This window comes from Streptomyces anulatus (genome assembly GCF_014650675.1).
In the GTDB taxonomy this organism is placed as follows: domain Bacteria; phylum Actinomycetota; class Actinomycetes; order Streptomycetales; family Streptomycetaceae; genus Streptomyces; species Streptomyces anulatus.
Genome location: NZ_BMVK01000002.1, coordinates 71,922 through 94,831 on the forward strand (window position 1 = coordinate 71,922; position 22,910 = coordinate 94,831).

The following is a 22,910-nucleotide window of genomic DNA, read 5'->3' on the forward strand; positions in this document are numbered from 1 at the left end:
GGGGACCCTCTCGCGTCGTGGGCCCCAGGACCCAACCCCGGGCCCACCCCGGCGGGTTGATCGGCTCCGGCGCCCGGAAGACGCGACAACGCACCCGGCGCCCGGAAACGCAACGTACCCGGCGGCGGGACCGCTCGTACGGGACGAGCGGGCCTGCTACCGGGTACGGAGCGGGGTCGTACTGCTGTGCGCCTGCGTCAGCCGGTGGGGTTCACCGACGGGCCGGCGTCAGTCGGTGAGGTTCACCGAGCGGGCCGAGGACGCGCCGATCTCCTCGGCGATCTCGGTCAGCACCGGCTGCGGGACGGTGTCGTCGACGGTGAGGACGACGAGCGCCTCGCCGCCCACGGCGGCCCGGGACACCTGCATGCCCGCGATGTTCAGCCCGGCCTCGCCGAGGATCTTGCCGACCGCGCCCACCACACCGGGACGGTCCTGGTAGCGCAGGACGACCATGTGGTCGGCGAGCGCCAGATCGACGTCGTGCTCACCGATGGCAACGATCTTCTGGAGGTTCTTCGGGCCCGCCAGCGTGCCGGAGACCGCGACCTCCTGGCCGTCGGAGAGCGTGCCGCGCACGGTGACCACGTTGCGGTGGTCGGGCGACTCGGAGCTGGTGGTGAGGCGGACCTCGACACCGCGCTCCTGCGCGAACAGCGGGGCGTTGACGTAGCTGACGGTCTCGTCGACGACGTCCTCGAAGACGCCCTTGAGCGCGGAGAGCTCCAGCACCTTGACGTCGTGCTGGGTGATCTCGCCGTACACCTCGACGTCGAGCCGGGCCGCGACCTCGCCCGCGAGGGCGGTGAAGATCCGGCCGAGCTTCTCGGCGAGCGGCAGACCGGGGCGTACGTCCTCGGCGATGACGCCTCCCTGGACGTTGACCGCGTCCGGGACCAGCTCGCCGGCCAGCGCGAGGCGGACGGACCTGGCGACCGCGATGCCCGCCTTCTCCTGCGCCTCGTCGGTGGAGGCGCCGAGGTGCGGGGTGCAGACGACCTGGTCGAACTGGAACAGCGGGGAGTCCGTGCAGGGCTCCTTCGCGTACACATCGAGGCCGGCGCCCGCGACGCGGCCCTCCTTGAGCGCGGAGGCCAGGGCCTCCTCGTCGACGATCCCGCCGCGCGCGGCGTTGACGATGCGCACCGAGGGCTTCACCTTGTGCAGCGCCTCGTCACCGATGAGACCGAGGGTCTCCGGCGTCTTCGGCAGGTGCACCGTGATGAAGTCGGCGACCTCCAGCAGCTCGTCCAGGCTGAGGAGCTTGACGCCCATCTGCGCGGCGCGGGCCGGCTGGACGTAGGGGTCGTAGGCGACGATCTTCATGCCGAAGGCCGACATGCGCTGGGCCACCAGGACGCCGATGCGGCCGAGGCCGACGACGCCGAGGACCTTCTCGCTGAGCTCGACCCCGGTGTACTTGGAGCGCTTCCACTCACCGTTCTTGAGCGCGGTGTTGGCCTGCGGGATGTTGCGCGCGGTGGCCACCAGCAGGCCGCAGGCCAGCTCGGCCGCGGTGACGATGTTGGAGGTCGGGGCGTTGACGACCATCACACCGGCCTTGGTGGCCGAGGAGACGTCGACGTTGTCCAGGCCGACGCCCGCGCGGGCCACGACCCGGAGCTTCTTGGCGGCGGCGATGGCCTCGGCGTCGACCTTGGTGGCGGAGCGCACCAGGATGGCGTCGACGTCGGCGATCGCGGGGAGTAGCTCGGCGCGGTCCGCGCCGTTGCAGTGCCGGATCTCGAAATCCGGACCCAGAGCGTCGACCGTGGCGGGCGACAGCTCTTCAGCGATGAGTACGACAGGTTTCGAGCTCACGTGAGTCCTCACAAGTCCAGTGCGGACGGCCGTCCCGACGGCCGCAGGCGGTGGAGGGGCTAGCCGCGTGGTAGACGCACGACACTGTGGGCCCTGACGCGTGTATGTGTGGAGAAGTGTAGTCATGCGACGGGCCTCGTACTGCGCCCCGGTGGAAGGATCACCCGCACGAGGGTGGACGTCGTGTACACCCGTACGGAACTGCCCCTCCGGTACCCCCGTACGGAGCGGCTTCTCCGGTTACCGCGGAGCGGGGCGGGTCCACGAAAAGGACCCGCCCCGCTCCCCCGAGGCCTAGGCCTCTTCGTCGTTCACCCAGCTCATGAGCTTGCGCAGCTCACGGCCGGTGGTCTCCAGCAGGTGGTCGCTGTCGGCCTTCTTGTACTCGTTGTACTTGGGCAGACCGTTGTGGTACTCCGCCATCCAGGCGTTGGCGAAGGTGCCGTCCTGGATCTCGGTGAGGACCTTCTTCATCTCGGCCTTGGTGTCGGCCGTGATGATGCGCGGGCCGGTGACGTAGTCGCCCCACTCGGCGGTCTCCGAGATGGACCAGCGCATCTTCTCCAGGCCGCCCTCGTACATGAGGTCGACGATGAGCTTCAGCTCGTGCAGGCACTCGAAGTACGCGATCTCGGGCTGGTAGCCGGCCTCGGTCAGCGTCTCGAAACCGGCCTTGACCAGGGCGGCGGTGCCACCGCAGAGAACGGCCTGCTCACCGAACAGGTCGGTCTCGGTCTCCTCGGTGAAGGTCGTCTTGATGACGCCCGCGCGGGTGCCGCCGATGCCCTTGGCGTACGAGAGGGCGAGCTCCAGGCCCTTGCCCGAGGCGTCCTGCTCGACGGCCACGATGCAGGGAACGCCGCGGCCCTCCTCGTACTGGCGGCGGACCAGGTGGCCGGGGCCCTTGGGGGCGACCATGCAGACGTCGACGCCGGCCGGCGGCTTGATGAAGCCGAAGCGGATGTTCAGGCCGTGGCCGAAGAACAGCGCGTCGCCGTCCTTGAGGTTGTCCTTGACGGACTCCTCGTAGACCTGGGCCTGGATCGGGTCCGGGACGAGGATCATGATGACGTCGGCCTCGGCGGCGGCCTCGGCCGGGGTCACCACGCGCAGGCCCTGCTCCTCGGCCTTGGCCTTGGACTTCGAGCCCTCGTGCAGACCGACGCGGACGTCGACGCCGGAGTCACGGAGCGACAGCGCGTGGGCGTGGCCCTGGCTGCCGTAACCGAGAACCGCGACCTTGCGGCCCTGGATGATGGACAGGTCGGCATCGTCGTCGTAGAACAGCTCGGCCACTGGGTCTTCTCCTTGGTGTGCAGGTGTTGCGTCCCACCGTACGGCGGGGTGCGTCGTATACGTTGTCGGGTCTCGCCATGCGAGCGGCGCGGGCGCCGCTCCCGGTGCCGCTAGGCGGAGCGGTCGAGGGCGCGCAGGGACCGGTCGGTGATCGAGCGCGCGCCGCGCCCTATGGCGATGGTGCCGGACTGGACGAGCTCCTTGATGCCGTACTGCTCCAGCATCTTGAGCATCGCCTCCAGCTTGTCGGCCCCTCCGGTCGCCTCGATCGTGACGGCCTCCGGGGAGACGTCGACGGTCTTGGCGCGGAACAGCTGGACGATCTCGACGATCTGGGAGCGGGTCTCGCTGTCGGCGCGGACCTTCACCAGGACGAGCTCCCGCTGGATCGCAGCGGCGGGCTCGAGTTCGACGATCTTCAGGACGTTGACCAGCTTGTTGAGCTGCTTGGTCACCTGCTCCAGGGGCAGGCCCTCGACATTCACGACGATGGTGATGCGGGAGATGTCGGGGTGCTCGGTGGTACCGACCGCGAGCGAGTCGATGTTGAAGCCTCGCCGGGAGAACAGCGCGGTGATCCGGGCGAGGACACCGGGCTTGTTCTCGACCAGGACGGAGAGCGTGTGCTTTTCGGACATGGAGTCGGTCTCTCTCTGTCTCTCAGTCGTCTTCGTTGTCGCCGAAGTCGGGGCGGACGCCGCGGGCGGCCTGGACCTCGTCGTTGGAGGTGCCGGCGGCGACCATCGGCCAGACCATGGCGTCCTCGTGGACGATGAAGTCGATCACGACGGGGCGGTCGTTGATGGAGTTGGCCTCTTCGATGACCTTGTCCAGGTCGGCCGGGTCCTCGCAGCGGATGGCGTAGCAGCCCATGGCCTCGGACAGCTTGACGAAGTCCGGGACGCGGGTGCCCTTGGCCGGGACGCCGTCCGTGTCCGCGCCGGAGTGCAGCACGGTGTTGGAGTAGCGCTGGTTGTAGAAGAGGGTCTGCCACTGGCGGACCATCCCGAGCGCACCGTTGTTGATGACGGCGACCTTGATCGGGATGTTGTTGAGCGCGCAGGTGGTCAGTTCCTGGTTGGTCATCTGGAAGCAGCCGTCGCCGTCGATCGCCCAGACCGTGCGGTCGGGCATGCCGGCCTTCGCGCCCATCGCGGCCGGGACCGCGTAGCCCATCGTTCCGGCGCCGCCGCTGTTGAGCCAGGTGGCGGGCTGCTCGTAGTCGATGAAGTGGGAGGCCCACATCTGGTGCTGGCCGACGCCCGCCGCGAAGATCGTGCCCTCGGGGGCGAGCTTGCCGATGCGCTGGATGACCTGCTGCGGGGAGAGGCTGCCGTCCTCGGGCAGGTCGTAGCCGAGCGGGTAGGTCTCGCGCCAGCGGTTGAGGTCCTTCCACCATGCGGCGTAGTCGCCGGTGTGGCCCTCGGTGTGCTCGGCCTGGACGGCCTGGACCAGGTCGGCCAGGACCTCGCGGGCATCACCGACGATGGGCACGTCGGCGGTGCGGTTCTTGCCGATCTCGGCCGGGTCGATGTCGGCGTGGACGATCTTGGCGTACGGGGCGAAGCTGTCCAGCTTGCCGGTGACGCGGTCGTCGAAGCGGGCTCCGAGGGCGACGATCAGGTCGGCCTTCTGCAGCGCGGTGACGGCGGTGACCGCACCGTGCATGCCCGGCATTCCCACGTGCAGCGGGTGGCTGTCGGGGAAGGCGCCGAGCGCCATCAGGGTGGTGGTGACGGGCGCTCCGGTCAGCTCCGCGAGGACCTTCAGCTCGGCGGTGGCCCCGGCCTTCAGGACGCCGCCGCCGACGTACAGCACGGGTCGCTTGGCCTGGGTGATCAGCTTCGCGGCCTCGCGGATCTGCTTGGCGTGCGGCTTGGTCACCGGGCGGTAGCCGGGCAGGTCCTGGGTGGGCGGCCAGCTGAAGGTGGTCTTCGCCTGGAGGGCGTCCTTGGCGATGTCGACGAGGACCGGTCCGGGGCGGCCGGTGGAGGCGATGTGGAAGGCCTCGGCGATGGTGTGCGGGATGTCCTCGGCCTTGGTGACCAGGAAGTTGTGCTTGGTGATCGGCATCGTGATGCCGCAGATGTCGGCTTCCTGGAAGGCGTCGGTGCCGATCGCCTTGGAGGCGACCTGGCCGGTGATCGCGACGAGCGGCACGGAGTCCATGTGCGCGTCGGCGATCGGGGTGACCAGGTTGGTGGCGCCGGGGCCCGAGGTGGCCATGCAGACGCCGACCTTGCCGGTGGCCTGCGCGTACCCGGTGGCGGCGTGGCCGGCGCCCTGCTCGTGGCGGACCAGGACGTGACGGACCCGGGTGGAGTCCATCATCGGGTCGTAGGCGGGGAGGATCGCGCCGCCGGGAATGCCGAATACCGTGTCGGCGCCGACTTCCTCGAGAGAACGGATGAGGGACTGCGCGCCCGTGACGTGCTCAACGGTGACGGACGGCTGTCCGCCGTTACGGGCGCGCGGCTGCGGGTGGTGGGCCCCGGTGGCCTGCTCGGTCATCGGCATTCTCTTCTCGAAGCTGAGGGTTTTCGCGGGTGTTTTGCAGCGGTTTGAGCGGTGTCAGTGCAACAAAAAACCCCTCGTGCCGTGAGGCAAGCGAGGGGAGCGCGCCGGGTGCGGTCCGCAGAGTGTCGTGGAGTGACTCTGCTTCAGCCGACGCGCTTTCCAAGTACGAGAATTCGGGTGCGCATGGCATTGACCCTCTCTCCGGCACGCATGAAGTGTCAAGTGGGTGGGACGGGCGTCTCAGCATGTGATCCGGTGAGCAGAGGAATCGAGCCGCCCGCCATCACCGGCCGGGGGCCCGGGATGCCCGGTACGGGGAACTCCCCCCGGACCAGGGCGCGCCGCAGCCGGTACTCGTCGAGCGGGCCGGAGAAAGCCATCCCCTGCCCGTGGGTGCACCCCATGGCGCGCAGGGCGAGGACCTGCTCGGGGACGTCGACCCCGTCGGCGACGGACTGGAGGCCGAGGTCGCAGGCGATCCGCAGGAGACCGCTGGTGATCTTGTGCAGCCTGGCCGATTCGACCACCCCCTCCACCAGGTTCCGGTCGAGCTTCAGTACGTCGATGGGGAGCCGGCGCAGGGCGTTGATCGCCGCGAAGCCGCTGCCGAAGCCGTCCAGCGCGATCCGTACCCCGAGTCGGCGCAGGGCCACGAGTCGCTGCTCCAGGGCGTCGAAGGAGACGCGCGGGTCGCTGTCGGCGACCTCGACCATCAGGGCGCCCGAGGGCAGGCCGTGGCGGGTCAGCAGCGCCTCGATGGAGCCGGGGGGCGAGGCCGCGTCCAGCAGCCGGGCGGCGGAGAGCCGGACGGAGACGGCGACGGGATGCCCGGCCCTGGCCCGGTCGGCGGCCTGGGCCACCGCCTCCTCCAGGAGCCAGCGGCCGAGCTCGGCGGTGCGGTCGTCGTCGCCGGAGACCCGGAGGAACTCGGCGGGGGTGAACAGGATGCCCTGGGCGGAACGCCAGCGGGCCTGGGCGGCGACGGCGGCCACGGACCCGCTGGCGAGGTGGACGACGGGCTGGTGGAGCAGGGCGAACTCGCCCTCGCGCAGGGCGGTGCGCAGCCGGGTGGCCAGCTCGGAGCGGCGTACGACGTCGGCCTGCATCTGCGGGGCGTACAGCTCGACCCGGTCCTTGCCGCCGGCCTTGGCGCGGTACATCGCGAGGTCCGCGTTGCGCATGAGGTCGGTGGGGCTGATGGCGGGCTCGGCGAAGGCCACGCCGATGGAGGCGGCCACCCGGACCTCGCTGGGGCCGATCCGGTAGGGCTGGGAGAGGGTGAGGCGCAGCCGGTCGGCGATCTCGTGGACCTGGTACTCCCGGGCGCCCTGGTCGCGGGTGCCGTCGCCCATGATGAGCGCGGCGAACTCGTCGCCGCCGAGCCGGGCGGCGGTGTCGCCCGCCCGGACGGAGTCCTGGAGGCGGCGGCCGGCCTGGACGAGCAGTTCGTCGCCCGCCTGGTGGCCGATGGTGTCGTTGACCGCCTTGAAGCCGTCGAGGTCGATGAAGAGGACGGCGGTGCCGGGGTCGCCCGAGCGACGGCCGCCGAGCGCCTGGCGGACCCGGGCGGTGAACAGGGCCCGGTTGGGCAGGTCGGTGAGCGGGTCGTGCTCGGCGTTGTGCTGCAACTGGGCCTGGAGCCTGACCCGTTCGGTGACGTCCCGGCTGTTGAGGAGAAGGCCGCCCTGGTGGCGGTTGACGGTGGACTCGACGTTGAGCCAGTCGCCCGTGCCCGAGCGGAAGCGGCATTCGATGCGGGTGGTGGGCTCCTCGTGCGGCGGTGCGGCCAGGAAGCGCCGCACCTCGTGGACGAACCTGCCGAGATCCTCGGGGTGGATGATCGAGGACAGCTCGGATCCGACGAGTCCCTCCGCCTCGCGCCCGTAGACCCCGGCGGCGGCGGGGCTGACGTAGCGCAGGGTGCCGTTGGGCGCGGCGATCATGATGACGTCGCTGGAGCCCTGCACCAGGGAGCGGAAGTGATTCTCCTTCTGGGCCAGCTCCTGGGTGAGGGAGATGTTGTCGAGGAGCATGATGCCCTGCCGGACAACCAGCGCCAGGACGACGGTGCAGCCGGTGAAGATGACGACCCGGTCGACCCGGCGGCCGTCGACCACGTTGTACAGGATGCCCAGGGTGCAGACGGCGGCGGCGAGATACGGGGTCAGGGCGGCCAGCGAGCCGGCGATCGGGCGGCTGGCGATGACGCGCGGGGGCCCGGGGCGGGCGGATGTCCGGGCCCCCCTGCGGGCGCCCCAGGGGGCGTAGGCGAGGAGCAGCGACCCGGCGAACCAGCCGGCGTCGAGGAGCTGGCCCGAGTGGTAGGTGGAGCGCAGCAGCGGCGAGGTGAACACCGCGTCGCTCAGGACGGTGAGCGCGAGGGCGGCGATGGCGGTGTTCACCGCGGAGCGGTTCACCCCGGCCCGGCGGAAGTGCAGGGCGAGGACCATCGAGACGAGCACGATGTCGAGCAGCGGATAGGCGAGCGAGAGGGCCGCGGGCGCGACGCTGGCGTCCTGGACCCCCGCCAGGTGCGTGGTGTGCGCGAGGGCGAGGCTCCAGGCGAGCGTCAGCAGGGAGCCGCCGATCAGCCAGGCGTCCAGGGCCAGGCACACCCAGCCGGCCCGGGTGACGGGCCGTTTGGCGAGCACGAGCAGTCCGACGATGGCGGGCGGCGCGAAGCAGAGGAAGAAGAGGTCGGCGAGGGAGGGCGTGGGCACGGGGACGCCGAGGATCACCTCGTACCAGCCCCAGACGGCGTTTCCGCAGGCCGCCATGGCGGAGGAGAGCGAGAACAGCAGCCAGGCGGGGCGCAGCCGGCCCCTGACCGCCCGTGCGTAGAGGAAGCAGGAGACGGCGGCGATCAGGGCCGCCGCGGCGAGACCGAAGTCCCCCATGAAGACGGCGACTTGCGGCGAGCCCCAGCCGACGGCGGCGCCCACCGAATATCCCGCGCAGACGACGCCGAGCAGGATCCGGGACCGCAGCCCCGTGGAGCCGGTGGTGGACCGCGGGGCGAGCAGGGCCCCCAGCGCGCTCACCGGAGGGCTCCCCGCCCCGGGCCCCCCTGGAACGTGCTCACCGGTGCCCGGCCCCTCGCCGGGCCCCTCCGGCACCGCTCGCTCCGGCCCGGCCGCGGCCGCTTCGGCACTGCCGGCGCGGGGCAGGGATCCGGCCATCGGCGGGCACTGTGCTCCGTCGGTGCGGGCGGCCGCAACCGTCCGCTCGTCCGCGTCGGATCGTCTCTCCATGGCCAGCACATCGCCCGTCGCCCCCTCGCGTTCCGGTGCTCCCCCCGCGCCGTCCCTTCCACGGCGCAGCCCCCCGGATCGGACGATACACCAGATCCGTCACTCAGGGCCATAGATTCTCTACGCTCCGTGACGAAAGGCGAGGTGAGCGGTACTGCGTGCATCCGGACCACCCCGTAGCGTGGCCGCCGCGGCGGGGTCAGCCGGTGGTGGTCACGACGTTGCTCACCGGCTCTCCGGCGGCGAACCGGGTGAGCTGTGCGGCCAGCAGCCGCTTGGCGCGCGGTTCGAACGCCGAGGTGCTGCCGCCCACGTGAGGCGTGATCAAGACATTCGGGGCATGCCAGAGAGGATGGCCCGCGGGCAGGGGTTCCGGGTCGGTGACGTCGAGTGCGGCCCGCAGTCGCCCGGATTCGAGTTCGGTCAACAGGGCCTTGGTGTCGACGACCGGGCCGCGGGCGACGTTGACGAGGAGGGCTCCGTCGGGCATCGCGGCGAGGAAGTCGGCGCCCACCAGCCCCTGCGTGGACGGGTTCAGCGGAGTGGACAGGATCACGACGTCGGCCTCGGGCAGCAGAGCGGGCAGGTCGTCGAGCGTCTGTACGGGACCGCGCGCGGTGGTCCGTGCGGAGCGCGCGACGCGCGCCACCCGCGCGCACTCGAACGGGGCGAGCCGGTCCTCGATGGCCGAGCCGATGGATCCGTAGCCCACGATGAGGACGGACTTGTCGGCGAGCGATGGGTAGAAGCCGGAACGCCACTCCTCCTTGTCCTGGCCGTGGACGAATCCGGGGAGCCCGCGCAGGGACGCGAGGATCAGGGCGAGCGTCAGCTCGGCGGTGGACGCCTCGTGCACCCCCTTGGCGTTGCAGAGGCGTACGCCGGAGTGGAGCAGGGCGAGACCCGGCTCCACGTGGTCGATGCCCGCGGAGAGCGTCTGCACCACCCGGACGGCGCTCATCGAGGCGAGCGGGCGCACCGCGATCTCGGGGCCCTTCAGATACGGAACGACGTAGTAGGCGCAGTCGGCCGGGTCCCCCGGGTAGTCCGGTTCGCCGTCCCAGAAGAGGTAGTTGAGGCCCTCGGGCAGCCCGTCGATCTCCTCGGCGGGGAAGGGCAGCCACACGTCGGCAGTCGTCGCAGTCATGGTCAGGAGGCTATGCGACAGATGTGCGAGCGCTCCAGGGGTGCCCGGGCGCTCGCGCGACGGGCGGTCAGCGGGGTCGCAGTTCGAGGGCTCGCACCCCGGCGTACAGGGCGGCGACGTCCGCCGGCCGGTGCAGGGAGCGTCCGGTGAGGCGGGAGACCCGGTCGAGGCGGTTGCGGACGGTGTTGCGGTGGCAGTAGAGGATCTCGGCGATCTCGGTGGTGGATCCGGTGTCCGAGTCGAGCCAGGCGGTGAGCGTCTCCATCAGTCCTTGCGGTCCGGTGCGGCCAGGACCGGGTCGAGCACGGTGAGGGCCATCCGCAGCGCCAGGTCGGCCCCGGCGGCGACCAGGGCCGCGGCCGGATCATGATCGAGCGTGACCGCCCGGTGCGTACCGGCGGGCAGCGAGGCCCTGGCCAGTGTCGCCAGCCGCAGGGCGTCGGCACTCTCCCGCAGCCGGGCGTACGCGGGGCTGAGTCCCGCACGCCCGGTGACCGCCGCGCCGACCACGTTCAACACCATGGCGAGTGCGGAGGCGTGCGCGCAGCCGGGGGCGGGAAAGGGGTCGGGCAAGGCGACGATGCCGGCGAGGCCGTCGGGACGCGGGCGCCAGGCGGAGCGCAGTCCGCCCCGCAGCATGGCCTGTTCCATCGCGGTGACATCACCGTGATCGGCGACGACGCATACGTACGGTCCCTGCTCGGGCAGGCCGAGGGAGGCGGCGGTGCCGCCGAGCGCCGCCCAGTCGGCCGTCTTCCCGGTCAGGAGCGCGTCGAGGAGCAGCAGCCGCTGCAGTTCGTCGGCGCGGGCCAGACTCACCAGCGTGTCCCGGTAGACGTCGTTCACCGTCCGGGACGCCGCGTCCAGCAGGCACCAGAGCGCCATGGAGGCCTGTGCGATGTCGTCCATCGTCGTGCCGGGCTGTTGCTTGGCACGGTCGATGAGGGCGTCGGCCAGCAGGCGGTAGCCGATGAGGAAGGCGTGCAGAACCGCGTCGAGCGGGACCCCCTGCGTGGCCCGGCGGCGCACGCTCTGCCGGGTGCTGTCCGTGCGCACCGGCCGGTGGTGTGCCATGCAGGTCAGCAGCTCGCGCAGGTTGCGCTCGTTGAAGTCGCGTACGTCGGCCATGATCTCGTCGCTCAACCGCGCGTACGGCGCGACCTCCGTGGTGATCTTGCGGAACAGGTCGTCCGCCAGGGCGTCGATCCGCTCCAGCAGTTCCGCCGCGCACACCGCCAGCAGTGGGGGAACGATCAGGCCGCCATCGGCGTGCTGGTCCGACATGCGGGCCAGCATACGGTTCATCCTGCGGGCCGCCACTGTGCGGGCGCACAAGGCACACGCCCTATCCGAGGTCGACCGCCCACTCCTTACGGCCCGCATTGTGCCGCAGCATTTTCCTCCCGAGCCGCTGAGGAGAGCTGATGCTGAACCTGTCGTCCCTGCTGGAGCACACCGCCCAGGAGCACCCGGACCGTACCGCACTGGTCTTCGGTGACACCCGCCTGACCTACGCCGCGCTGCGGGCGCGGTCGGAGGCCGTCGCGGACCGGCTGAGGCGCCTCGGTATCGGCCGCGGCGACAAGGTGGCGCTGGCCTGCCCGAACGTGCCGGACTACCCGGCCGCCTACTTCGGGATACTCCGTCTCGGGGCGGTCGTGGTGCCGCTGAACGTACTGCTGCGGCCGCAGGAGGTCGCCTACCACCTCGCGGACTCCCGTGCGAAAGCCTTCCTCTGCTTCGCGGACACCCCCGGACTGCCGCTGGCCCAGATGGGGAAGGCCGGCTTCGACCAGGCGCCCGAGTGTGAGCACTTCCTCCTGCTGTCCGGCGACGGGAGCGACGGTCCGGCCCCTGTCGCGCCGGTCGAAACGGTGGCCACGGCCCCGGAGGACACGGCCGTGATCCTCTACACCAGCGGCACGACGGGCCGGCCCAAGGGGGCCGAACTCACCCACCGCAACATGGTGATGAACGCGTTGATCGCCGACCGGCTGTTCACGCGGGCGGACGACGAGGTGATGCTGACCGCTCTGCCGCTGTTCCACGCCTTCGGCCAGAGCGCGGTGATGAACATGGGCCTGCTCCGGGGCGCCACCCTCGTCCTGCAGCCCCGCTTCGACGCCGAGGAGGCACTCCGGCTGATGCGGCGGGAAGGGGTGACGTTCTTCGCGGGGGTCCCGACGATGTACTGGGCGCTGCTGCGCGAACTCGACGGACGGACGCCGCCCGGCCGGCTGCGTACCGCCGTCTCCGGCGGAGCCGCCCTGCCCGTCGAGGTGTTCAAACAGTTCGACGAGGCCTTCGGCGTGGGAGTGCAGGAGGGGTACGGCCTGTCCGAGACCTCGCCCGTCGCCTGCTTCAACCCGCCCGGACTTCCGCCCAGGCCCGGCTCCATCGGCCGGCCGGTGTGGGGCGTGGAGATGAAGCTCGTCGACGACTCCTGGCGGACGGTCCCGGGCGACGGGCCGGGCGAGATCGCGATCCGCGGCCACAACGTCATGAAGGGCTACTACCGGCGGCCCCACAACACGGACTCGGCGATCCGCGACGGCTGGTTCCGCACCGGTGACATCGCCCGCCGCGACGAGGACGGCTACTACTACGTCGTGGACCGGGTCAAGGACCTGATCATCCGCGGCGGCTTCAACGTCTACCCGCGCGAGATCGAAGAGGTCCTGATCACGCATCCGGCCGTGAGCATGGCCGCGGTGGTGGGCGTGCCCCACGCCACGCACGGGGAGGACGTCAAGGCGTTCGTCATCCCCGTCTCCGGCGCGGACCTGCGCGAGGACGAGCTGATCGCCTGGTGCCGCGAACGCATGGCCGCCTACAAGTACCCGCGCAGCGTGGAGTTCCGCGACAGCCTGCCGCTGACGTCCACCGGCAAGATCCTCAAGCGCGAACTCGCCGCGGAGGCCGGGGGGCTCTGAGGGCCCGCCCCGAGGGCTGTCCCGCACCCCCCGGCGGGACCCCTTGGGCAGGTTGCACAAACTCCGCCGTCGGTGATTGCCGCGATTGCGCAGAGACCTCCGGCGATCGCTCGCCCAGGATGTGCGATCAAACACCGATGTGAACCGGCCACATCACTCGGTTCACCTTGACGTCAGGAGTCGCCGTGTTGTGGAGAAGGAATCTGTTCGCCCCGTTGGCCGCACTCGCCCTGGCCCTGACCGCTTCGGCGGGCGCGGGCACGGCGGCTGCCGCCACGGACACGACCGTGGTCGCCGCCGCCTCGCCCGCCGCCTCGGCCGCCGATGACTTCGGGTCCCCCGGCCCGTACGCCACGGCGGTGGAGGTCGGGGCGATCACCACCCTGTACTACCCGCGCGACATCGCCGACAGCGACCGCCGCCACCCGGTGATCGTGTGGGGCAACGGCACCGGTGGAGTCCCCCTCGTCTACCGGGACCTGATGCTCCACTGGGCCAGTCAGGGCTTCGTCGTCGCCGCCGCGAACACCCCCATGTCCAACCTCGGGATCTCCATGCGGGCGAGCATCGACATGCTCACCGGCAGGAACGCCGACCGGGGCAGCATCTTCTTCGACCGCGTAGACCTGGAGCACATCGGCGCATCGGGGCACTCCCAGGGCGGCGCGGCCGCCATCGTCGTCGGCTCGGACCCCCGCATCGACACCATCCTGCCGATCCAGCCCGGTCCGCTGGCGAACATCAACGCGGTGCGCGTACCCGCGCTGCTGCTGGCCGGTCAGCGGGACAGCATCGTCTTCCCCGCCCTGGTCAAGGCCTTCTACAACGCCGCCGACCACATTCCGGCCCTCTACGGCGAGGTGCGCGGGGCGGACCACTTCACGGTCGTCGGCGATCCCGGCCCGTTCGCCGCACCGACCACCGCCTGGTTCCGTGCCCAGCTCATGGGCGACCGGACGGCGGGCGCCCAGTTCTTCGGCCCCGGCTGCGGTATCTGCACGGACACCGCCACCTGGTCCGACGTCCGCCGGAACAGCCTGGCTCTGAACGTCCCGGCCGCCACTCCGTAACCCGCCCCGGACGATCGCCGGCGCCGTGGCGGGCGGCGTCCCGATCCCCTTCCCCGCCGTCTCCCCGGGCCGCTCCCGCGACCGGGGAGACGGCACTTCTGTGAAAGGACCGACATGGACATCATCGCTGCGACGCGCCACGGAAAGGTACGGGGCCGCGTCGACGGGTCGATCGCCTCCTACCTGGGGATCCCGTACGCCGCCGCGCCCTTCGGAGTCCACCGGTTCCGCGCCCCGGCGCCCGTCGAGCCCTGGGAGGGGATCCGCGACGCGCTGGAGTTCGGGCCGACCGCTCCGCAACGCCCCTACCGGCCGCCCCTGGACCGGTTGATCCCCGATGTGGACATCCCCGGGGAGGAGTGCCTCAACCTCAACGTCTGGGCTCCCCGGACCGTCGGCGAACCGCTGCCGGTGCTGGTGTGGATCCACGGAGGGTCCCTGCGGAACGGCTCCGCCGCCATGCCCCTGTACGACGGCCGGGCCTTCGCGCGCGACGGTGTGGTCCTGGTCTCGATCAACTACCGGCTCGGGGTGGAGGGGTTCGGCGTCTTCCCCGACGCACCCGACAACCGGGGCCTGCTGGACCAGATCGCCGCCCTGACCTGGGTGCGGGACAACATCGCCGGATTCGGCGGAGACCCGGGGCGCGTCACGGTGTGCGGCGAGTCCGCCGGAGCCATCAGCATCGCCGCCCTGCTGACCAGCCCGCGCGCGGCCGGTCTGTTCCACCGGGCGATCCTGCAGAGCGGCCCGCCGCACACCGTGACGCGGGACAAGGGCGCCAGGACCGTGCGGGCGATGGCGAAGGCGCTGCGGGTGCCCGCCACGGCGGAGGGGTTCGCCGGGGTGGACCGCGAACGGCTGCTGGACGTCCAGGACGAGTTGGTCGGCAGGGCCGACCCGGTCAGCGGCGGACCGGGCTTCCACATCGTGGTCGACGACGACGTGGTGCCGGCCGATCCTCCGCCGCCCTCGGTCGACCTGCTGCTGGGCTGCAACCGGGAGGAGTACCGGTTGTGGTTCGTACCGAGCGGAGCGGTGGAGCGCGTCAGCCGGCTCACCCTGCGGCTGGCTCTGCTGAAGTTCAGGATCCCCGGCCGGGTGGCGCGCCTCTACCGGGCCGGCCGACCGGACGCGAGGCCGGGGGTGATCCTCGGTGAGATGGCCACCGACCTGCTGCTGCGAGGGCCGCTCAACCGGCTCGCCGACTCCCGGACCGGCGACTCCCGGCCCGCCCGGACGTTCTTCTACGAGTTCGCCTGGCGCTCGCCGGTCCTGAAGCTGGGCGCCTGTCACGCGCTGGAGATCGGTTTCGTCTTCGACAACCTCCGTCACGGTGAGGCGCTGTCCGGTCCCGACGCCCCTCAGCCGCTGGCCGACGTCATGCACCGGGCCTGGGTCGACTTCACCACCTCGGGCGACCCCGGCTGGACCGCCTGGGACACCCGCAGGCCGGTCAGGGTCTTCGACCATCCCGGCACGTCCACGGTCCTCGCGCCGCGGCAGGAGGAGCTGCGGGCCTGGCTGTAGTGCCTTCCCCGCCACCGCGGGGCCCGCGGTCGGGGTTCGCCGTCAGGTCAGGTCCCTGGCGACGAGCGCCGCCTGCAACAGCCGTGCCTCGGCGGGGACGGCCAGGTCCAGCCCGGTGAGCGTGCTCACCCGGTGCAACCTGTAGTCGAGGGTGTTGCGGTGGACGCACAGCTCCGAAGCGCTCCGGCTGCGGTTGTGTCCGTGCTCGACGAACACGCGCAGCGTCTCCAGCAGGTACGGATGCTCCTCCAGCGGGTCGAGCTTGGCCGCCAGCCGCAGCAGTGCGTCACCCGGGCGTGCGAGCTGGTACTCCAGAAGCACGTCGTCGAGCCCGTACAGCCCGGGCGGGCGGCCCAGCCGCTGGACGAGTTCGAGTACACGGCCCGCCTCCTGGGCCGCCGCGGGAACGGCGGCCGGTCCGGCGGCCGGGGCCGCGGCCGCGAACACACGGTGCCCGATGTCCTCCCCGAGCGCATCCCACAGGCCGGACAGGTCGTAACCGCCCGGCAGCAGGGCGATCCCGGCGACGTGGTCCATCAGCACCGGGACGCCCGCGTGGGCCTCCAGCGACGACTGCACCAGCCGGGGCGGCGGATTCGGCTCGAAGGACAGGGCGACCACCTCGTGTCCGCCGGCCACCGAGACCCCCGCCGCCTCCGCCAGTTCCTCGTACGGCCGGCCGGCCAGCAGCGCGGTCAGCAACGCCCGCCGCACCCGCTTGTCCTCGCTGCGGATGTCCTCCTGGGCATTGCGGTGGGCGAGCACGACGGCGGGCATCGCCGCGTGCAGACAGGCCAGCAGCTTGGCCCCGGCGCCGGTCAGCTCCTCGGGTTCCGCCGTCTCGGCCAGTACCTGCCACCACACTTCGGCGCCGACGAGGTAGGCGGCGATCACCGCCTCCAGGGGCACGCGCTCCTCCGCCCGGCGCCCCGACCACTCGATGAGCCGGGTCAGGTCGCCCGGACCCATCACGCCGTCCTGGCGCAGGGCCCGCAGCAGCAGTTCGTGCACGGCCGTGATCGACCGCGTCACCTCGCCGTCGAGCGTACGGCGCGGCAACTCCCCGTAGAAGGGGACCTCCGCAGCGCAGCGAGCGACCACGGCAGCGGTGAAGTCACCACCGCGAGCAGCCATCCGTGCGTGTAGGCCAAGCATCGGCGTATCGTCACATCGCCCAAACGCTTCCGTCAATCTCTCACCGAACTCCCCCGACAGGGACCTGCGTCGTGGATCGGGCGGGCGTGACCGTCCGGGTCCGGGACCGCGCTCTCGCGCCGTCTCCGGAAGAGCCGCCCGCTGACCGCGGCGGACGGGAGGGCGGAACGGCTCGTCCAGGAAAGGGTTCGGGGAGTTGGAGAGCAGGACTATCGGGGCGGCGGGGCTCGCCGTGGGTGCGGTCGGTCTTGGGTGCATGCCGATGAGCTGGGGATACAGCGCGTCGCAGCGGCTCGGCGACCGTTCGGTGCGGACGGTGCACGCGGCGCTGGACGCGGGCGTCCGGCTGCTCGACACCGCGGACATGTACGGCCCGTTCACCAACGAGCTGCTGGTGGGGCGGGCGCTGAAGGGCCGCCGCCAGGAGGCGTTCGTCTCCACCAAGTGCGGGCTGCTGGTGGGCGATCAGCACATCGTCGCGAACGGCCGGCCGGGGTATGTCCGGCGGGCCTGTGACGCCTCGCTGCGGCGGCTCCAGACCGATGTGATCGACCTGTACCAGCTGCACCGGGCCGACCCGGAAGTACCGGTGGAGGAGACCTGGGGTGCGATGGCGGAGCTGGTCACCGCGGGCAAGGTGCGCTCGCTAGGGCTGTGCGCGGTGGGGGCGCGGGCCCCGCGCCGGTCGGGCGAGGGACCGCATGAGGGAACGATCCGGCAGCTGGAGCGGATCCAGCAGGTCTTCCCGGTCAGCGCCGTCGAGGCGGAGCTGTCGGTGTGGTCGCGCGAGGCGCTGGCGGAGCTGATGCCGTGGTGCGTGGCGCGCGGGGTCGGGCTGCTGGCCGCGATGCCGCTGGGCAGCGGCTATCTGACCGGGACGCTGAAGCCGGGCCAGGGTTTCGAGCCGGAGGACCTGCGGGCCAGGCATCCCCGGTTCACGGCGGAGGTGATGGCGGCGAACCAGCCGGTGGTGGCCGGTCTGCGGCGGATCGCGGAGCGGCGCGGGGCGACCGTGGCCCAGGTGGCGCTGGCGTGGGTGCTGCGCCAGGGTCCGCATGTGGTACCGGTGCCGGGGGCGAAGCGGGAGCGGTGGGCGGTGGAGAACGCCGGGGCGGCGCGGGTGATCCTGGACGACCGGGACCTGGCGGAGATCGACGGCCTGCCCGCCGCCCACGAGTCGTGGGACTGAGCGTCGCGGGGCCGGGGACGTACGGGGCCGGGCGTCGCGTGGGGTCGGAGGTCGCGGGGCCGGGCGTCGTGTGCCGTACGGCGGGAGAATGGGCGCATCGGGAACTCCTGGGCCGGCCGCGGTGTAGGAACAGGTAGTCAGGCAACCGTCGAAAGGATCGGTTCCGTGCGTGGTGCTCTGTTCGGACCTGTGCAGTCCCCGGCGATGCGCAGGGGGGTGGTGGCCGTGCTGGCGTCGGCCGCCCTGCTGCTGTCCGCCGCGTGTTCCGGCGACGGGGACGGGGGTTCGTCCGGGCAGCCCGCCGGTTCCCCGAGCGCCTCGGGGGACTCCGCTCCCCCGGCCTCCCCGAGCCGGTCGGCCGGTCTGCCGCCCGCGGAGGGCTCGGCGAAGGTGGTCTCGACGCTGACCGAGGGCCTGAAGTCGCCCTGGGGTCTGGCCGCGCTGCCGGGCGGTGACCTGCTGGTGTCCTCGCGCGACGAGGGCACGGTCCACCGGATCGACGGCGAGAGCGGGAAGCAGACGCTGCTGGGCTCGGTGCCCGGGGTGGCCCCGGCCGGCGAGGGCGGGCTGCTCGGGCTCGCCGTCTCCTCCACGTTCGGCGCGGACCAGTTGGTGTACGCCTACTTCACCACCACGTCCGACAACCGGATCGTCCGCATGAGTTACGACGAGAAGCGCCCGGCGGGGCAGCAGCTGGGGGCGCCGGACACCATCCTGCGCGGCATCCCCAAGGGCAGCATCCACAACGGCGGCCGGATCGCCTTCGGCCCGGACAAGATGCTGTACGCGGGCACGGGCGAGACCGGGGACACCGGGCTGGCCCAGGACAAGGAGTCGCTGGCGGGCAAGATCCTGCGGATGACCCCCGACGGCGAGCCGGTGCACGGCAATCCGGAGGCGGACTCGGTGGTGTATTCGTACGGGCACCGCAATGTGCAGGGGCTCGCCTGGGATGCGCAGAAGCGGCTGTGGGCCGCCGAGTTCGGCCAGAACACCTGGGACGAGCTGAATCTGATCGAGCCCGGCGGGAACTACGGCTGGCCCGAGGTCGAGGGCCGGGAGGGCGAGGACGGGTTCATCGACCCGGTGGCCCAGTGGAAGACCTCCGAGGCCTCCCCCAGCGGGATCGCGTACGCGGAGGGCTCGATCTGGATGGCCGGGCTGCGCGGTGAGCGGCTCTGGCGCATTCCGCTGTCCGGCGAGAAGGCGGAGGAACCTTCCGCGGACCCCCAGTCGTTCCTGGACGAGAAGCACGGCCGCCTGCGCACTGTGGTGAGTGCGGGGGGCGACCGCCTGTGGCTGGTCACCAGCAACACGGACGGACGGGGTACGCAGAAGCCCGGGGACGACAGGATCCTCCAGGTGGAGGTGCGGTAGCCGTCCGCCCGCGCGGCATGTCGGAGGGAGCACGGCCGGTGTTCAATTTCTTCGAGGAGCTCTTCGCCCCGGGGCGCAAACACGTCTCCGACGAGCAGAAGCGGCTGGAGCTGAGCCGGGTGGACCTCGGCATCGGCGATCCGGACCGGGGGCCGATAGACCTGACCTCCGGCAAGGTGACCGTCCGTGCCCCGGCCCCGGAAACCGCCCCCGCCGCGGCCCGGGACGCCGCCCCCGAGCAGGACGCCGTCCTGGACCGGCCGAGACCCGGGAAGCCGGCGGGCGGGCCCGAGCGGCGCGCGGACGAGGAGCCCGGGACGTGACCGGGGCCTACGAGCCCGGGACGTAACAGGGCCTACGCGGCCGGGTAGAGCCGGAGGCGGTGGGCGAGGGCCGCCGCCTCGCCCCGGCTGGAGACGCCGAGCTTGGCCAGGATGTTGGAGACGTGCACGCTCGCGGTCTTCGGCGAGATGAACAGCTCCTCGGCGATCCTGCGGTTGGTGTGCCCGGCCGCCACCAGTCGGTGCACGTCCTGCTCGCGCGGGGTCAGCCCGAAGGACGCCACGGCGGCGATGGCGGGGTCCTGTCCGTCGGCCGACGGATGCTCGGGGCTCCCGGTGGCGGGTACGGCGGCCAGGACGGCCGGGTGGATCGCGGCGTCGGGGCCGGGTGCCGCGCCGGGGCCGTCCAGAGTGATGCGGGCCCGGGCCGCCAGCTGTTCGACCGCCTCGGTGAGCGGGCGCGCGCCGAGCCGGTGCGCGGCCTCCCGGGCGCGGTGCAGCAGGGCCGTGGCGGTGGACCGGTCGCCGGGGGCGATGAGCAGGGACTCGGCCCAGCGGCGGTGGATCTGGGCCAGTTCGTACGGGCGGCTCAGCGGGTCGAAGGCCTCGGCGGCGCGCGCCCAGTGGCCGGGGGTGTCCGTGCCCTCCGCGCGGGCCAGCTCCGCGTCGATGAAGACGCCGTGGGCCGCCCAGACGGGAACGAGCATCGGGAGGCTCTTCGCGCACCGGCGGATCAGGGCGAGCAGCTCCGGGCGGTCCGGTTCGGCGGCGGGCAGGCCGCGGGCGTCCGCCTCGATCATGGCGGCGGTCTGGAGCAGCGGCAGGGCGTAGCGCTGGGTGCCGGGCGGGAAGCCGTGCCGGGCCAACTCCTCGAACGCGGCCCGCGCCTCGGCGAGCCTGCCCTGCGAGGCGGCCAGCAGCATGGTGTGCCGGACCGGGGTGATCAGGTGCTGCGGCTGCGGATCGCGCTGGCCGAAGTGCTTGCGGGTCAGGGCGAGCAGCTCCTCGGCCTCGGCGAAGTCCCCGCGGGCGACGGCCAGTTCGGTACGGCGGAGGGTGGCGAGGCCCTTCGCCCTGGCGCCCAGCGCCAGGCGGGCGGCGGACCCGGCGGCGGCCTCGCTCTGGGTCCAGTGCCCGAGGGAGAACAGGGACTGCGACTGGTTGGCGTACACCCAGGCCCCGGAGTCGGCCAGGCCGTGGCTGTGGCAGATCTCGATGCCGTGGTCGGCGGCGGCGACGGCCTCCAGCGAGCGGCCCATCGCTTCGAGCGAGGAGGGCAGGTTGACGCTGACCCGGCCGAGGAGGTTCATCAGGTGCAGCTTCTCGGCACGGTCCCGGACCGCGTACATCTCGGCGAGGCCGTCCTCGACGCCGCCCGCGTCCGCGGTGAGCCAGCCCCGGGTGAGGCGGGCGTGCAGCTCGATGTACTCGTCGCCGACGAGCCGGGCGTACTCCACCGCGCGGTCGCTGTCGGCGAGCGCCTGCGGGCCCGGCTGGTGCAGCGCCCGCCAACTGGCCACGTTCGTCAGGACGTCGGCCTGCACGGGGGACGGCGGCAGTCCGCGCACCAGTTCCTGCGCGGTGGCCAGCTCCTCCCAGCCGTCCCCCTTGTCGAGCCCCTGCACCAGGCGGGCGCGCTGGACCCAGAACCAGGCCTCGCGCAGCGGGTCGGCCTCGGACGCCAGGACCCGCATCGCCTTCTTGGAGATGGCCAGGGCGCGCTTGCGGTCGCCGCCGAAGTGGGCGGCGACGGTGGCCTCGGCCATCACGTCCAGGTAGCGCAGCGGGGTGTTCTCCGGGTCGCAGCCGGAGGCCGGGTAGACCTCCGCGTAGTCGAAGGGGCGCAGGGTGGCGAGCACCGCGTCGGGGACGTCGTCCCAGAGCTCCATCGCCCGCTCCAGGAGCCTCAGCTGCTCGGAGTAGGCGTAGCGGCGGCGGGCCTCGACGGCGGCCCGGAGCACGGCGGGCAGGGCCTTGGCGGCGTCGTGGGCGGCGTACCAGTAGCTGGCGAGGCGGGTGGCGCGTTCGTCGTCCCGGACGAGGGAGGGATCGGCCTCCAGGGCTTCGGCGTAACGGCGGTTGACGCGGGTGCGTTCACCGGGCAGCAGGTCGTCGCTGACGGCCTCGCGGACCAGGGAGTGCCGGAAGCGGTAGCCGTCGGTGTCGGGCGCGGGTTGCAGCAGATTGGCGCCGACGGCCGCGCGCAGGGCCGCGTCGAGGTCGTCCTCGGCGAGTCCGGCGACGGCGGCCAGCAGTTCGTGTTCGACGTAGGAGCCGCCCTCGGCGACCAGCCGGGCGATCCGCTGGGCGTGCTCGGGGAGCGCCTCCACCCGGACGAGCAGGAGGTCGCGGAGCGATTCGGTCAGGCCGGAGCTGTCGCCGCAGCATTCCAGGGAGCGGGCCAGCTCCTCGACGAAGAAGGCGTTGCCGTCGGAGCGGTCGAAGATCTCGTCGACGAGTGCGGCGTCGGGGGTCTCGGCGAGGATGCCGGCGAGCTGGCGGCCGACCTCGTCGTGGCTGAACCGGTCGAGTTCGACGCGGGTGACGGTGCGCAGCCGGTCCAGCTCGGCGAGGAGCGGGCGCAGGGGGTGGCGGCGGTGGATGTCGTCGGCGCGGTAGGTGCCGACGACCATGAGGCGGCCGCTGCCCAGGGTGCGGAAGAGATAGGCGAGGAGGTGCCGGGTGGAGGCGTCCGCCCAGTGCAGGTCCTCCAGGACGAGGACGACCACGCGTTCGGCGGAGATCCGCTCCAGCAGCCGTACGGTGAGTTCGAAGAGGCGGGCGATGCTGTGCTCGTCGGTCGCGTCCCGGTGGGCCTCGCCCAGTTCGGGCAGGAGCCGGGCCAGCTCGCCCTCCTGGCCGGCGCAGGCGGCGGCCATCTCCTCGGGCAGCGCCCGGCGCAGGGCGCGCAGGGCGGTGGGGAACGGGGCGAACGGCAGTCCGTCGGCCCCGATCTCGACGCAGGACCCGACGGCGACGACGGCGTCGCGTCGTTCGGCCGCCGTGACGAACTGCTCGACCAGGCGGGTCTTGCCGACGCCTGCCTCGCCGCCGATCAGCAGCGCCTGCGGGTCGCCGGACGCGGCCCGCGCGAGCGCCTCGGTGAGCGCGGCGAACTCCTCGGCGCGCCCGACGAACACGGGGCTGACTGACCTGGTCTCCACGCCGCCGAGCATCGCATACGCGTACGAGGAGGCGGGACCCTTTTCGCGGACGGTGATCATGCTCCCGGCACGGTCCGGTCCCGCCCCGCCCGAAAGGTCCGGTCCCGCCCCGCCCGATCCGGAGGGGGCGTCGGCGGGACCGGTGACCGGTGCGGTGGTGCTCCCGGGCCGGGACATCG

General features: G+C 72.1%; 16 protein-coding genes. 6 read left to right on the forward strand and 10 right to left on the reverse strand.

Features of this window, described 5'->3' with window-relative positions; genetic code table 11:
* Nucleotides 1-228: 228 nt before the first annotated feature.
* The 8 genes from serA to IE272_RS05120 all read right to left on the reverse strand — a co-directional run bounded on the left by serA (nt 229) and on the right by IE272_RS05120 (nt 11,316).
* A complete protein-coding gene (gene serA / locus IE272_RS05085; RefSeq protein ID WP_073957602.1) occupies nt 229-1,821 on the reverse strand; it encodes a phosphoglycerate dehydrogenase in 1,593 nt (530 codons plus the stop codon).
* Between the two features lie 294 nt (nt 1,822-2,115).
* Nucleotides 2,116-3,117 (reverse strand): ketol-acid reductoisomerase, encoded by a 1,002-nt coding sequence (gene ilvC / locus IE272_RS05090; protein WP_007457058.1) that lies wholly within the window; start codon nt 3,115-3,117, stop codon nt 2,116-2,118.
* A 110-nt stretch (nt 3,118-3,227) separates the two neighbouring features.
* Nucleotides 3,228-3,755, reverse strand: coding sequence for an acetolactate synthase small subunit (ilvN, locus tag IE272_RS05095; protein WP_003966072.1), 528 nt, complete (start codon nt 3,753-3,755; stop codon nt 3,228-3,230).
* A 22-nt stretch (nt 3,756-3,777) separates the two neighbouring features.
* The gene (locus tag IE272_RS05100; protein WP_050362394.1) at nt 3,778-5,634 is read right to left on the reverse strand and encodes an acetolactate synthase large subunit; all 1,857 of its coding nucleotides are present in this window, start codon (nt 5,632-5,634) and stop codon (nt 3,778-3,780) included.
* A gap of 218 nt (nt 5,635-5,852) precedes the next feature.
* The gene (locus IE272_RS05105) at nt 5,853-8,675 is read right to left on the reverse strand and encodes a putative bifunctional diguanylate cyclase/phosphodiesterase (RefSeq protein WP_050362393.1); all 2,823 of its coding nucleotides are present in this window, start codon (nt 8,673-8,675) and stop codon (nt 5,853-5,855) included.
* 409 nt (nt 8,676-9,084) lie between these two features.
* Entirely contained in the window at nt 9,085-10,032 is a 948-nt protein-coding gene (locus tag IE272_RS05110) for a 2-hydroxyacid dehydrogenase (protein WP_050362392.1), read from the reverse strand.
* Between the two features lie 67 nt (nt 10,033-10,099).
* Complete coding sequence (locus IE272_RS05115; RefSeq protein WP_190006357.1) at nt 10,100-10,297, reverse strand: helix-turn-helix domain-containing protein; 198 nt, start codon at nt 10,295-10,297, stop codon at nt 10,100-10,102.
* Nucleotides 10,297-11,316: an RsbRD N-terminal domain-containing protein gene (locus IE272_RS05120; protein WP_190006358.1), complete on the reverse strand. Its 1,020-nt coding sequence runs from the start codon at nt 11,314-11,316 to the stop codon at nt 10,297-10,299. The genes IE272_RS05115 and IE272_RS05120 overlap by 1 nt, the downstream gene beginning before the upstream one ends.
* 140 nt (nt 11,317-11,456) lie before the next feature.
* On the opposite strand from IE272_RS05120, the gene IE272_RS05125 reads away from it, so the two are divergent.
* From IE272_RS05125 to IE272_RS05135, 3 genes are all read left to right on the forward strand, one after another.
* A complete protein-coding gene (locus IE272_RS05125; RefSeq protein WP_190006359.1) occupies nt 11,457-12,965 on the forward strand; it encodes a long-chain-fatty-acid--CoA ligase in 1,509 nt (502 codons plus the stop codon).
* A gap of 185 nt (nt 12,966-13,150) precedes the next feature.
* A complete protein-coding gene (locus IE272_RS05130; protein ID WP_229897207.1) occupies nt 13,151-14,035 on the forward strand; it encodes an alpha/beta hydrolase family protein in 885 nt (294 codons plus the stop codon).
* A 114-nt stretch (nt 14,036-14,149) separates the two neighbouring features.
* Entirely contained in the window at nt 14,150-15,565 is a 1,416-nt protein-coding gene (locus tag IE272_RS05135; RefSeq protein ID WP_190006360.1) for a carboxylesterase/lipase family protein, read from the forward strand.
* Nucleotides 15,566-15,607: 42 nt separating this feature from the next.
* On the opposite strand, the gene IE272_RS05140 is transcribed toward IE272_RS05135, so the two are convergent.
* Nucleotides 15,608-16,699: a PucR family transcriptional regulator gene (locus IE272_RS05140; protein WP_229897208.1), complete on the reverse strand. Its 1,092-nt coding sequence runs from the start codon at nt 16,697-16,699 to the stop codon at nt 15,608-15,610.
* Between the two features lie 253 nt (nt 16,700-16,952).
* On the opposite strand from IE272_RS05140, the gene IE272_RS05145 reads away from it, so the two are divergent.
* The 3 genes from IE272_RS05145 to IE272_RS05155 all read left to right on the forward strand — a co-directional run bounded on the left by IE272_RS05145 (nt 16,953) and on the right by IE272_RS05155 (nt 19,609).
* Nucleotides 16,953-17,909, forward strand: a complete 957-nt coding sequence (locus tag IE272_RS05145) for an aldo/keto reductase (protein WP_190006550.1) — start codon at nt 16,953-16,955, stop codon at nt 17,907-17,909.
* Between the two features lie 165 nt (nt 17,910-18,074).
* The gene (locus IE272_RS05150) at nt 18,075-19,286 is read left to right on the forward strand and encodes a PQQ-dependent sugar dehydrogenase (protein ID WP_079044268.1); all 1,212 of its coding nucleotides are present in this window, start codon (nt 18,075-18,077) and stop codon (nt 19,284-19,286) included.
* Between the two features lie 38 nt (nt 19,287-19,324).
* Entirely contained in the window at nt 19,325-19,609 is a 285-nt protein-coding gene (locus tag IE272_RS05155; RefSeq protein WP_056704029.1) for a DUF6191 domain-containing protein, read from the forward strand.
* Between the two features lie 32 nt (nt 19,610-19,641).
* Here the strand turns inward: IE272_RS05155 and IE272_RS05160 are convergent, their stop codons facing one another.
* Nucleotides 19,642-22,908 (reverse strand): helix-turn-helix transcriptional regulator, encoded by a 3,267-nt coding sequence (locus IE272_RS05160; RefSeq protein WP_179890693.1) that lies wholly within the window; start codon nt 22,906-22,908, stop codon nt 19,642-19,644.
* Between the last annotated feature and the right edge of the window lie 2 nt (nt 22,909-22,910).